General features: G+C 73.5%; 5 protein-coding genes, 1 tRNA gene, 1 other RNA gene and 3 pseudogenes. 1 reads left to right on the plus strand and 9 read right to left on the minus strand.

The window, feature by feature from the left end; all coding sequences use genetic code 11:
* Window positions 1–60: 60 nt before the first annotated feature.
* The 9 genes and pseudogenes from recR to ffs all read right to left on the minus strand — a co-directional run bounded on the left by recR (window position 61) and on the right by ffs (window position 12,184).
* Window positions 61–656 (minus strand): annotated as a pseudogene (recR, locus tag ACRAWC_RS06735) (recombination mediator RecR).
* A 4-nt stretch (window positions 657–660) separates the two neighbouring features.
* A pseudogene (locus ACRAWC_RS06740) lies at window positions 661–3,101 on the minus strand (DNA polymerase III subunit gamma and tau).
* Between the two features lie 140 nt (window positions 3,102–3,241).
* Window positions 3,242–4,513 (minus strand): acyl-CoA thioesterase/BAAT N-terminal domain-containing protein, encoded by a 1,272-nt coding sequence (locus ACRAWC_RS06745; RefSeq protein WP_431347044.1) that lies wholly within the window; start codon window positions 4,511–4,513, stop codon window positions 3,242–3,244.
* The gene (locus tag ACRAWC_RS06750) at window positions 4,510–5,808 is read right to left on the minus strand and encodes an acyl-CoA thioesterase/BAAT N-terminal domain-containing protein (protein WP_431347045.1); all 1,299 of its coding nucleotides are present in this window, start codon (window positions 5,806–5,808) and stop codon (window positions 4,510–4,512) included. The genes ACRAWC_RS06745 and ACRAWC_RS06750 overlap by 4 nt, the downstream gene beginning before the upstream one ends.
* Window positions 5,805–7,169: an acyl-CoA thioesterase/BAAT N-terminal domain-containing protein gene (locus ACRAWC_RS06755; protein ID WP_431347046.1), complete on the minus strand. Its 1,365-nt coding sequence runs from the start codon at window positions 7,167–7,169 to the stop codon at window positions 5,805–5,807. Before ACRAWC_RS06755 ends, ACRAWC_RS06750 begins: the two co-directional genes overlap by 4 nt.
* 15 nt (window positions 7,170–7,184) lie before the next feature.
* Window positions 7,185–8,378, minus strand: a complete 1,194-nt coding sequence (locus ACRAWC_RS06760) for an acetate/propionate family kinase (RefSeq protein ID WP_431347047.1) — start codon at window positions 8,376–8,378, stop codon at window positions 7,185–7,187.
* Window positions 8,375–10,512: pseudogene (gene pta, locus ACRAWC_RS06765) on the minus strand (phosphate acetyltransferase). The gene ACRAWC_RS06760 and the pseudogene pta overlap by 4 nt, the downstream one beginning before the upstream one ends.
* Before the next feature lie 2 nt (window positions 10,513–10,514).
* Entirely contained in the window at window positions 10,515–11,969 is a 1,455-nt protein-coding gene (locus tag ACRAWC_RS06770; RefSeq protein WP_431347048.1) for a DUF1254 domain-containing protein, read from the minus strand.
* 118 nt (window positions 11,970–12,087) lie between these two features.
* An RNA gene (gene ffs, locus ACRAWC_RS06775) (signal recognition particle sRNA small type) lies at window positions 12,088–12,184 on the minus strand.
* Between the two features lie 100 nt (window positions 12,185–12,284).
* Here ffs and ACRAWC_RS06780 point away from each other — a divergent pair.
* Window positions 12,285–12,372: transfer RNA gene (locus ACRAWC_RS06780), tRNA-Ser, on the plus strand.
* Window positions 12,373–12,412 lie beyond the last annotated feature (40 nt).

The following is a 12,412-nucleotide window of genomic DNA, read 5'->3' on the forward strand; positions in this document are numbered from 1 at the left end:
GGCCGGAGATATGCCCTCCCGGCCATGTGACGTAACGCCGAGGGGCCGCGGGTGTCGCGGTCAGGAGACCTGGCGGCGGCCCTCGAAGGCACGGCCGAGGGTGACCTCGTCGGCGTACTCGAGGTCGCCGCCGACCGGGAGGCCGGAGGCGAGCCGGGTGACCCGGATCTCGAGCGTGGTCAGCAGCCGGCTGAGGTAGGTGGCTGTGGCCTCCCCTCCAGGTTCGGGTCGGTCGCGATGATGACCTCCTGGACCGTGCCGTCGGCGAGGCGCTGCATGAGCTGCCGGATGCGGAGGTCGTCGGGGCCGACGCCGTCGATCGGGCTGATCGCGCCGCCGAGCACGTGGTAGAGGCCGCGGAACTCGCGTGTGCGCTCGATGGCGACGACGTCCTTGGCCTCCTCGACCACGCAGATGGTGTCGGGCGACCGGCGCGGATCGCGGCAGATCGAGCAGGTCACCTGCTCGGACACGTTTCCGCAGATCTCGCAGAACCGCACCTTGTCGCGCACCTCGAGCAGCACCTCGGCCAGCCGGGTGACGTCGAAGCTCTCGGTCTGCAGGATGTGGAAAGCGATGCGCTGCGCCGACTTCGGCCCGATGCCGGGAAGGCGGCCGAGCTCGTCGATCAGCTCTTGGACGATGCCCTCGTACACGCCGTTACCTCATGCCGTTCATGGGAGGGGCGGGCTGCTCCTCCAGGAAGCGCGCGCCGAGGATCTCGCGGACGACCGCCTCACCGTAGCGCTGCGGCGCCTGGAAGGTGGGCGTGCGGGCACCGGAGGCGGGGGCGGAGCGCTCGGGGCCAGGACGCTCGGGGCCAGGACGCTCGGGAGTCGGACGCTCGGCGGCCGGACGGTCGGAGGGACGCTGAGAGGCCTGGCTCTGGGGAGCGGTGCGCTCCGGCGCGGCGGCGCGGGCCGGGCGCGCGGACTCGGCGGCCGGCTCCGTCGGCGCGGCGGACCAGTCGCCCGCCGGCTCCTCGGGGACGGCGGACTCGTACGGCGGCTCGATCTCCTCGGGCGGCTCGACGTCGTCCGGCGGAAGGTCGTCGGGCAGCGCGGCGGTAGTCGCCGCCGGAGCAGGGGCGGCGGCGACACGCGCCGCGGGGGCCTGAGGTCGCTCCAGCGTGGCCACAGCGGCGGGCGCGGACGACGGGATCGCGACGGTCGCCCACTCGGTGACCGAGGCCGACGACGACGGAGTGGCGGACGACGCCGGAGCGGCGGACGACGCCGGAGCGGCGGACGACGCGGACGGTGCACCGCCGGCCGGCCGGGAGGTGGAGGCGGGCGACGCGGGACGTGCGGCAGCCGTCCCGTCCCCGTCGGCTCCGGGCCAGGTCGGCGCCTCGGGAGCCGGGGGCGCGCCCGCGGACGGCCGGGCCGGGTCCCCGCCGGACGGGGCGGCGTCGGCGCGCGCGATGAACTTGACCCGGATGCCGAGGATGTCGATGATCGCCTGACGCAGGTACTCGCTCACGCCCTGACCGCCCTGCGACTGCGGCTGGCGGAAGCTCTGCACATCGTTGTCGCTCGGGAACGACAGCGTCAGCACGTCACCGTTCAGCGACCGGACCTGTGCGGTGAACACCACCATCCACGCACTGCGCTTGGCGCGCTGCACGGCATCGAGGATCTGCGGCCAGGAGTCCTTGACCTGCTGCGTGCTCACCGCGCCCACGGCGGCGGGCGCAGCGGGAGCGGCGGCGGGCTCGGGAGCCGCGGGTGCGGGAGCCTGCTTTGCGGCCTTCGCGGGGGCTCTGCGGTCTCCGCCGCGGCCGGCGTCGACACGGGAGCAGCGGCCGGCGCCGAAGCAGCCGGTGCCGAAGCAGTCGGTGCCGAAGCAGCCGGTGCCGAAGCAGTCGGGGCGGGAACGGGCGCGGCCACCGGCGCAGGCGCAGCAGCGGCCACCGGCGCAGCAGCGGGCACCGGCGCAGCAGCGGCTACCGGCGCAGCAGCCTCCCGCGCCCCACCGGCGTCGCTCACGCCGACCCGCCGTTCCAGGCGCTCCACGCGTGCCAGCGCCCCGCGCTCGCTGTCGTCGCTCGACGGCACCAGCACGCGCGCGATCATCAGCTCCAGGTGCAGGCGCGGCGACGTCGCGCCGGTCATCTCGGTGAGTGCGGCGTTCACGATGTCCGCGGACCTGCTGAGCTCGGCGGCGCCGAACTTCATCGCCTGCACGCCCATCCGGTCGAGCTCGTCCTGCGGCACGCCGCGCAGCACCGCGGAGGCGCCGTCGACGCTCGTCGCGGCGACCACGATCAGGTCGCGCAGCCGCTCCAGGAGGTCGTCCACGAAACGCCGCGGGTCCTGGCCGGTCTGGATGACACGGTCGACCGCCGCGAACGCTCCGGCCGCGTCGCGCGCGGCGATCGCGTCGATGACCTCGTCCAGCAGTGCGGCGTGCGTGTAACCGAGCAGGGCGACCGCGCGCTCGTACTCGATGCTGCTGCCCTCCGAGCCGGCCATCAGCTGGTCGAGCAGGGACAGCGTGTCACGCGGCGAGCCGCCTCCGGCGCGCACCACGAGCGGGAGCACGCCCGGAGCGACCGTCATCCCCTCGCTGTCGCAGAGCTGCTGGACGTACTCCAGCATCTGCGCGGGCGGGACGAGCCGGAACGGGTAGTGGTGGGTGCGCGAGCGGATGGTGCCGATGACCTTCTCGGGCTCCGTGGTCGCGAAGATGAACTTCACGTGCTCCGGCGGCTCCTCCACGATCTTCAGCAGGGCGTTGAAGCCCTGCGGCGTGACCATGTGCGCCTCGTCGAGGATGAAGATCTTGTAGCGATCACGCGCGGGGGCGAAGATGGCGCGCTCGCGGATGTCGCGCGCGTCGTCCACGCCGTTGTGGCTGGCGGCGTCGATCTCGACGACGTCGAGCGACCCGGAGCCGTCACGGCTCAGCTCGACACAGCTCTCGCACTTTCCGCACGGAGTGTCGGTGGGCCCCTCGGCGCAGTTGAGGCAGCGCGCGAGGATGCGGGCCGACGTGGTCTTGCCGCAGCCGCGCGGCCCGGAGAACAGATAGGCGTGGTTCACCCGGTTGGTGCGCAGCGCCGTCATCAGCGGCTCGGTCACCTGCGATTGGCCGATCATCTCGGCGAAGGTGTCGGGCCGATAGCGGCGATACAGAGCGGTTACCACCCACACATGCTACTTGCCGCCGCCGACAATCCGGCCGTGCGGCGAAGACTCCGGAGCGACCGCGCTCGGCAGCGCCCGCGCGCCGCCCGGAATCAGTGCCCCGGCACCGACGACGGAGCCGTCAGCGCGGCCAGGATGTCCGCCCAGAGGGCCTCCCTCGCCCGCTCCGTGGGTTGCGCCGCGGGGGCCGGAGGGAGCAGCAGCGGCGTGTACGGCGGCAGGTAGAACAGGTGCGTCGCGTCGGGCGCCTTCAGGTACGCGTCGCCCTCCCGGAGCGGCCGCTTGAGCGCCGCGGCGTCCAGCCATGCGCAGCCGTTCGCGAGCTCCTCGTCGCTGCCGGCGCAGCCGAGCACGACCGGCCCGGGAATGCGCTGGACGTCCAGCACCGCCGCGGGCGCCGGGTCGTGGGTGCCCGTCGTGCACGGCACCCAGGCTCCACCGACGGTGACGGCCGGGCTCGGCACCGGCGACGGGCAGATCAGCCCCGTGGTGCCTCCCGGCGCGATCGCGCCGTAGACGGTGCCCGGGTAGGCGGAGGCCGCCCAGAGCGCGAGCTGCGCGACGCGCGAGGCCCCGAAGGTGAAGATGCGCTGGTCGTCGACGCCGGGCTGCGCGCGGAGCCAGCTCACTGCCGAGAGGAACCGCTCGGCGGGGAGGCTGCGCAGCGGGCCGAGCTGCCCGGCCGAGCCGTAGGTGGAGAGGTCGAGCGTCGGGAAACCGAAGGCCGCCAGCGTCGCCGACACGAGCACACCGGTCGGCTCCCCCGGATCGGTGCCGTCGAACACGACGATCCCCGGCCGCACGCCCTCCACCGCGCTCGTCGGCTGGAAGTAGTCGCCGGTGATGCCGTCGTCGAACACCGCCCGCGACGGCGCCGCCACGGACAGCCCGGTGCGCTGCACCCGCGTCTCGGCGACCCGGCGCCCGGCGACGGAGGCCTGGAGGTCGACCGAGAAGGACGAGCCGCCCCAGGTCACGTCGGAGGTCGCCGCCTCCCCGGTGCTGCTGCGCATGGTCCAGAACAGCCCCATCCCGTCCGCCCCGGTGAACGGCGCCTCCAGCGGGACGTCCCGCGCGAGGTCGACCACGCCGTCCGCGGGGACGGCGTAGACCGCCTGCGACGACCACAGGCCGCCGGGGATCAGCGACGCGCGGATGGTCACCTCCTGGCCGGGCGGCAGCGCGAGCACCTGGATGCCGACCGGCTGCCACACCGGGCTCGGGTCGGCGCTCAGTGCGAAGCGCGGGCCCGCCGCCCCCTGCTGGGCGCCGCAGCCCGCCAACGCGACCGCCGCGAGCGCGACGCCGGCCAACGCCGCGAGCACGCGGCGCGCGGCGGAGCGGGTCCTTCCGGCGGGCTTCACGGTCCGATGGCTCCTTCCAGCAGCGCGGTCACCCGCGACCAGAATGCCACCCTGGCGTCCTCCGTCGCCTGCGCCGTGGCCGGCGGGAGGCCGTCGAGTCCGATCGGCAGCATCGGCGGCGCGCTCAGCTCGTGCGCCGCGCCCGGGGCGATCAGGGTCTCCCCCACCGCCCGCGCGCCGCGTTCCTCGGCCCCCGCGCGGGTCCAGTCGCACGCGCTCGGGAGCAGTTCGTCTGCCGTGCCGCAGGCGAGGAGGAGCGGCCCCGGGATGCGGTTCAACGGCAGGATGGGCGTGTCCGCGATCCGTCGGTTCGCGCTCACGCACGGCACGGGTCGGCCCTCGCTCAGCAGAATGGGGGCGCCGGACGACGATGCGCACAGCTCGGCGGTCGGCCCGCTCGCGGCGATGGCGCCGTACACCGTCTGCGGCTCGCCGGCCGCGAACCAGAGCGCGAGCGGGGCGGCGCGGCCGGTGCCGTAGACGACGATGCGGTCGGGGTCCACGCCCGGATCCCGCGCGAGCCAGGCGCGCGCGGCGTCGAAGGCCTCCACCGAGAGGGCGGCAGAGCCGGGGATCTGCCCCTCCGGCCCGAAGGCGGGCAGCACGAGCACGGGGAAGCCGATCGCGGCGATGCGGCGCGCGGCGAAGGCCGCGGACGCGGCGTCGCCGTCGCCGTCGATCAGGACGACGCCGGGCCGCGGGTGCACGAGCGTCGGCAGCGGGGTGAACAGGGTGCCCGCGCGCAACGCCTGGCGCTCGTCGACGGAGAGCGCGGCGCCTGCGGGGGCGGCCGCCCGGGCGAGGGCGTCCACCGTCACGGCGCGTTCGACGCTCTGGGCGGCCAGCGGCGTTCGCGGTACCTCGGCGACCGCGACCCGCGCACCCTCCTGCTCGGCGGTGAGCTCGACCTGCACCGGACCCTCGGCCCAGGCGTGTTCGAGCTGCGACTGGCTGAGGGAGGGGCCGGACATGCTCCAGAACGGCGCGGCGGCGGCGGGCCGCACGTAGGGGGCGATGATCGGCTGCTGGGAGGAGAGGTCGACCCGTCCGCTGGGCGGCACGGCGTAGAGGGCTCGGGAGGCCCACGTCCCCGCCGTGGTGGTCGCGGTGGCGCGGAGGACGACATCCTCCCCCGGCGTCAGACCGGTGAGCGAGACGACCACCGGATCTGCGGTGGCGTTTCCGAAGCGCGCGACGACGATGCGGGCTCCGCCGGCCGGGGCGACGCAGCCGGTGAGGGCCGCGACCGCGACGATCGCAGCCGCGGCGGCGAGCGCGCGCAACCGGCCGCTCACGACAGCACCGCCCGCAGCAGCAGCTGCCCGACCGCGTTCCAGAAGGCGATCCGCGCCTGCTCCGTCGCCTGGCCGTCGGCGCCCGACCTGTCGCCCGGCGCCGGCAGCGCGATGGGGAGGCCGGGCGGCACCGTGACCGCGTGCCCCGCGCCGAGGCCCACGAGCAGCTTGTCGCCCGCGCGCGGCGTCCGGGTGGCGGTGAGCTCCTGCTGCACGGCGCACGCCCCCGGGAACACATCGTCGACCTGGCCGCAGGTCAGCACGACCGGCCCGTTCACGCCGCTCAGCGGCGGGGCGGCGGTGGTCCCGATGCCCGGGCTGCGCTCGCACGGCACGCCGACGCTGCCCTCGAAGACCGGCGACGCGCTCGACCCCGCGAGGCAGAGCAGCTCCGCGGGCCCTGCACCGGCGAACAGCCCGTGCAGCCGGGTCGGGAACCGGGTGGCCGCCCAGATCGCGAGCTGCTCCGACGCGCCGGTGCCGTAGACGAAGACATGGCGGGCGTCGACGGAGGCGAGCCCGTCCAGCCAGTCCAGGATCGCCGAGAGCGTCCCGGCGTCCGTCACCGTGGACAGGTGCACGCCGTCCGCCGAGGTCATCGGGACGACGAACACCGAGGCGCCGAACTGCGACAGCAGTGCCGCCGTGAAGTCGGACGAGGCTCCCGGGGTCGGGTCGTCGAACATCAGCACCGCCGGCCCGGTCGGCCGCTCGAGGGACGACGCGTCGTAGAACCGGCCGATCGGCCCGTCCTCGTGCGTCTCATGCGGCGGGAGCGCGCCGCCCGCCCCGGACGGCGCGAGGTCGTGCGTGTACACGGTGCGCTCGTGGAGGGTGCCGCCCAGTCCCTGCAGCCGGAAGGTGCGCCGGGCGACGACGCGGTCGCCGTCGCTGGCGGTCAGCGTGACCGGGTTCGTGTCGTACATCCACTGCCGGGCGAGGTCGACGGGGCCGAGCGTCGGGCCGCGCAGCGACCAGAACAGGCCGGCCGAGTCCGGCTCCGTGAACGGCGCGAACAGCGGCTTGTCGTGCGCGAGGTCGACCGTCCCGTCGCTGCCGACGTCGTAACTGGCGGCCGACGTCCAGGCGCCGCGGGAGGAGTCCAGGGACGCTGAGATGCGCACGCGGGTCCCCGGCTCGGCGTCGATCAGCTCCAGCGGGACCGGCCACAGCACCGAGCTGTACCGGATCAGCGGCGGCGTGATGAACCGCGGACCGACCTGGTCGCCGTCAGAGGCGCATCCGGTCAGCGCGACACCGGCGACGAGCACCGCGGCGGCCGAGGCGGCCAGCGCGGGCCGCAGCCCGGCCCTCCGGGTGGTCCTGCCGTCCCGCCCCGCTCCGTCGCCGCGCCGCCGCATCGTGCACCCGCCCGCTCAGCCCGCACCCACCGCCTGCAGCGACTGGCGGGCGATCTCCAGCTCCTCGTCGGTCGGCACGACCAGCACGGCGACCCGCGAGTCGTCCGTGGAAATCAACCGCGCGTCGTGGGACGGGCTCGCGTTGCGCTCGGGGTCGAGCCGGATGCCGAGCACCTCCAGGCCCGCGCACACCTCGGCGCGCAGCCGCGCGTCGTTCTCGCCGACGCCGGCGGTGAAGGTCAGTACGTCGAGGCCGCCGAGCTCCGCCGTGTAGGCGCCGATATAGTGCTTGAGCCGGTGGACGGTGGTGTCGAGCGCGAGACGCGCGGCGGCATCGCCCGACTCGGCGGCGTGGCGGACATCCCGCATGTCGCCGTGGCCGGAGAGCCCGAGCAGGCCGCTGCGCCGGTTGAGCAGCTCGTCGAGGTCGTCGATGCCGAGTCCCGCGCGGCGGGCCAGGTGCAGCAGCACCGCCGGGTCGAGGTCGCCGGACCGGGTGCCCATGACGAGCCCCTCCAGCGGTGTCATCCCCATCGAGGTGTCGACCGAGCGGCCGGCGTCGACAGCGCAGACCGACGCGCCATTGCCGAGGTGGAGGACGATCTGCTTCAGTTCGCCGAGCGGCCGGCCGAGGAACTCCGCCGCCGCGCGCGACACGTACCTGTGCGAAGTGCCGTGGAAGCCGTACCGGCGGACGCGGTGCCGGTCGGCGAGCGCGGCGTCGATCGCGTAGGTGTAGGCCTCCGGCGCGAGCGTCTGGTGGAAGGCCGTGTCGAAGACCGCCACGTGCTCCACGTCGGGGAAGGCCTTCTTCGCCGCGCGGATGCCCTGGAGGTTCGCCGGGTTGTGCAGCGGCGCGAGGTCGGAGAGGTCCTCGATGTTGATCTCCACCAGGTCGGTGACGATCGTCGGCTCGAAGAACCGCTTGCCGCCGTGCACGACGCGGTGCCCGACTGCTGCGAGCGGGTTCTCGTCCAGGTTCGGCCCCTCGGCGGCGAACGCGTCGAGCATCACCCGGAACGCGGCGGTGTGGTCCGGGATCGCGAGCGTGCTCTCCCAGGTGCCGTCTGGACCCGCGTGCCGGATGTGACCGGAAGACTCCCCGATCCGCTCGACGAGCCCGGAGGCCAGCGCGTCGTCGCTCTCGGCGTCGATGAGCTGGTACTTGAGCGACGACGAGCCGCTGTTGACCACCAGCACCACGCTCATGACAGCGCCGCCTGGATCGCGGTGATCGCCACGGTGTCCACGATGTCCTCGACGCTGGCGCCGCGCGACAGGTCGTTGATCGGCTTGCGGAGGCCTTGGAGGACGGGCCCGATCGCGACCGCTCCCGCGCTGCGCTGCACCGCCTTGTAGGTGTTGTTGCCGGTGTTGAGGTCGGGGAAGATGAACACCGTCGCTCGGCCGGCGACCTGCGAGCCGGGCATCTTCGCCGCCGCGACCGCCGCGTCCGCCGCCGCGTCGTACTGGATGGGACCCTCGACCGCGAGCTGTGGTGCGCGCTCCCGAACGAGCTCCGTCGCGGTGCGGACCTTGTCCACGTCGGCGCCCGCCCCGGAGTCGCCGGTGGAGTACGACAGCATCGCCACGCGCGGTTCGATGCCGAACTGCGCGGCCGTGCGCGCCGACGACACCGCGATGTCGGCGAGCTGCTCGGCCGTCGGGTCCGGCACCACGGCGCAGTCGCCGTAGACCAGCACGCGGTCGGCCAGCGCCATCAGGAACACGCTCGACACCACGGACACCCCCGGCGTCGTCTTGATGATCTCGAACGCCGGCCGGATCGTGTGCGCCGTCGTGTGCGCCGCGCCCGACACCATCCCGTCGGCGAGGCCGAGGTGCACCATCATCGTGCCGAAGTAGGAGGCGTCGGTGACGGTGTCGGCGGCCTGATCGACGGTGATGCCTTTGTGCGCCCGGAGCTTCGCGTACTCGTGCGCGAAGCGCAGCCGCAGCACGTCGTCGAACGGACTGAGCACCTCCGCCTTGCCGATGTCCACACCGAGCTCGATCGCGCGCGACCGCACCTCGAACGGCTCGCCGAGGATGGTCAGGCGCGCGACGCCGCGGGCCAGCAGCGTGGCGGCGGCGCGCAGGACGCGGTCGTCCTCCCCTCCGGCAGCACGATGTGCTTGTCCGCGGCGCGGGCGCGCTCGATGAGGTCGTACTCGAACATCAGCGGCGTGACCACCGCGTGCCGGGAGACGTCGAGGAGGCCGAGCAGCCGCTCCGCGTCCACGTGCCGCTCGAACAGCCCGAGCGCGGTGTCGTACTTGCGCTGCGAGTCGGCGGCGAGCCGGCCGCGCGCGTGCGTGATGCGCACGACGGTGTCGTAGGTGTCCAGGCCGGTGCGCACGATCGGCAACGGCGAGCGGAGGCCGCCGAGCAGTCGCTCGATGGGCTCCGGGAGGTCGAAGCCGCCGTTCAGGACGATGCCCGCGATGGACGGGAACGTGCCGGACGCGTTGGCCATCAGCACGGCGAGCAGCACCTCGGTGCGGTCGCCGGGGACGACGACCACCGAGCCCTCCACGAGCCGCGGCAGCACGTTGTTCATCGACATGCCGCCGACGACCACGCCGAGCGCCTCGCGCGCCAGCAGGGCCTCGTCGCCCGCGATCAGTTCGCCGCCGGTGACCTCCATGATGGAGCGGATGCTCGGGGCGACCAGGAAGAGGTCCTCCGGGATCGCCCACACCGGCGGGAGGTCGGGGCCGGACGCGACGGCGGGGCCCGCTGCCTCCACTGCGCTGCTGACGGCCGCCACGATCGCGTCGAGCCGGTCGACATCCGCCCGGTTCGCGATGACCGCCACGACACCGGCGTGCTCCTGACGCAGCTCGGCGAGGGCCAGCTCCGCGAGCTGGCGGAGCTCTTCCGGCGAGCGCGGCTCGGCCTGGCCCAGCCGCTCGCCGAAGCCCTGGCCGATCCGGCCGCCCAGCACCAGGAGGACGGGCGCGCCCAGGTTCGCGGCGATGCGCGCGTTGTAGCCGAGCTCGGTCGGGCTGCCCACGTCGGTGTAGTCGGAGCCGAGGATGACGACCGCGTCACTGCGTGCCTCCACCTCCCGGAAGCGCCGGACGATCTCGCCGAGCGCCGCGTCCGCGTCGGCGTGCACGTCGTCGTAGGTGACGCCGATCGCCTCCTCGTAGCTCAGGTCGGTGGCCACCCGGTCGAGCAGCAGCTCGAGCACGTAGTCCCGTTCGACGACGGAGCGCGCGATCGGCCGGAACACGCCGACGCGCTCGACGGAGTGCCGCAGCGACTCCAGGACTCCGAGCGCCACCGTCGACTTGCCGGTGTGTCCTTCCGCGGAGGTGATGTAGAGCGAACGGGCCACTTTCAGCGGGTCTCCTCGTCTGGGTTGCGGTCTGTGCCGGTGCCGGTGTCGGGAGCGCCGATGTCTGTGCTGTCTGTGTCGGTGCTGTCTGTGCCGCTGCTGTCTGTGCCGCTGCTGTCTGTGCGCTCGATCGGCGCGAGGCGGTAGGTGCCGTCGAGGACCGCGGCCCCCGGCGCGTACAGCCGCAGCAGCGGGCGGAACTCGCCCTCGGGCGCGGGCAGCCAGTTGGCGGCGGCCTTCGCGTCGGCCGGACGGGTCGCGCTGATCGTGATGGTCAGGCCGCCGTCGTCGTCGTAGACGATCCCCGGCGTGCGGTCGCCGATCGAGTACCGTCCGATCGGGTTCGCCACCAGGAAGAAATGCGGGAGATCGTACATGGTCAGCGACCAGAACGCGTGCACCGGCGGGGTCGGGCTCAGGCGCAGCCGGTACGCGTGCGCGCCGCTGAGCTGTTCGCCGGCGGCGTCCACGTAGGTCGGGAAGTAGGCGGCCTCGTACCCGTGGTTGCCCCACAGGCCGCCGAGCGCGGCGCCGGCCCGGCGGGCGTACCGCGTGGTCGGGTCGGTGAGCTGCCAGGCGCGCCCGTCGAGCGCGCCGACCTCGAAGAAGTCGGTGTTGTAGTCGAAGACGTGGAGGTTCACCTGCCAGCCGTCGGTCGTCGGCACGGACGTGTGCAGCGACGACTCGAGCGCCTGCTTGCCCACGGCGTACCCCTCCTCGAGCGCGTCCCGGACCTCCCGCGGAAGCTCGGCGATCGGCGTCGAGCCGGTGAGGCCGATGGCTTCGTACGTCGCCAGCGCGTCCCGGTCGTGGTCGGCCGGCGGGAACTCCTGCGACCACACCCGCATCCGCTCGAAGAACGTCAGCGCCTCCGTCGGGCCGGCCGCAACGTCCGGGATGCCGGCCGGCGCGAACGTCTCCCGCGTCGGGGTGAGCGCGGTGGCGTCCTGGAGCGCGTGCACGGCGGGGAGGTCCTCCTCCCCTGCGACCGCCCAGCGGCCGACGATCGTGCCGACCCGGGTCGGGAAACGGATCACCGTGCCGTCATCCGGGCCTTCGCCCTCCCAGCCGGGCGCGACCAGCAGGAACTCACCCGCCGCCGAGCCGGTCGCCCGGGTGCCGACGTAGGCGAAGTTGTTGGTCCAGGCGTCCACGAACTGGAGCACGTAGTACCGGTCGGGGACCGCCGGGACGGTGAGTCGGACCGGCCCGACGCTCAGGTCGAGCTGCGCGATCGAGTACAGGGTGTCGTTGTTGACCGAGACGAACGTCGTCTCCGGGCCGGCCAGCGTGCGCGCGTGCCCGAACGTGTTGAACGGCGTCGGCGGCACCGCACCGAGCCCTTCGTGGGTGAACCGCCCCACCTGCTCCAGATCGAACGCGAGCGGGAACCCGACCACGAACGCCTCGGATGCGAGCTCGGCGATCCCGTGCTCGACAGATTCCTGCTCGGTCATACGCGCACCTCGACTCGTCGGAGTGTCATTCTACAAAGCGTAGAACAATCTGGAGGATGGTGATCAGCTGCTGTGCTGCCCACACTCTACGCGGCACGTGCGATGGGTGCCTGAACACGAAAAAGACCCCCCACGCACCCGCCAGAGCCCGGTTACCCTTGCTGCGTTTCCGCCCTGGGGGAGTTGGCCTGGATGGCGCCACGTGGGGAGCCGCGAACCAGTGTAGCGGGTGGACCTGGGAGGCCGTGAACATCGGCGCCTCCGGCGTCCGCTAAGATATTGTGAGCCGTCGCCCGCAGGGGTGATGGCGACCCAGGAGAATTCGCCTAGTGGCCTATGGCGCACGCTTGGAAAGCGTGTTGGGTGCAAGCCCTCGGGGGTTCGAATCCCCCATTCTCCGCCATTTTCCTTAGATGACGAAGGCCCCCGAGATCCGCATGATC

This window comes from Leifsonia sp. L25 (assembly GCF_050632895.1).